The sequence below is a fragment of the Streptomyces sp. P17 genome, from assembly GCF_032436805.1.
GTDB lineage: Bacteria > Actinomycetota > Actinomycetes > Streptomycetales > Streptomycetaceae > Streptomyces.
The window spans coordinates 1-276 of the sequence record NZ_JAVRBF010000742.1; the positions used below are offsets into that span (position 1 = coordinate 1).

At 44.6% G+C, this 276-nt stretch carries 1 protein-coding gene; it reads right to left on the bottom strand.

Annotated elements, in window-relative coordinates; translation table 11 throughout:
* Nucleotides 1–276, bottom strand: a 276-nt coding sequence (locus RMT89_RS42775) for a DegT/DnrJ/EryC1/StrS family aminotransferase (protein WP_315889159.1), incomplete at both ends; no start/stop codon positions are given.

The following is a 276-nucleotide window of genomic DNA, read 5'->3' on the forward strand; positions in this document are numbered from 1 at the left end:
TTTCTTGGCTTTGGCAAACCACTGCGCCACCTTCAATGGTAGAGTATGCTTTTGTGGCATGGAAACTTAGAATAGATAGCTCGCCCATATTAAGGATAGACTCACCATTTTTCTTCACCCCAAAGGCATGGGCGGCATCGTAGATTACTCTCAAGTCATGCTTATCAGCAATGGCTTGAATGGCATCATGATCACACGGGTTACCATAGACATGGACAGGTAAAATTGCGCAGGTTTTATCCGTTATCGCTGCTTCAATCTTGCTTGGGTCAAGAT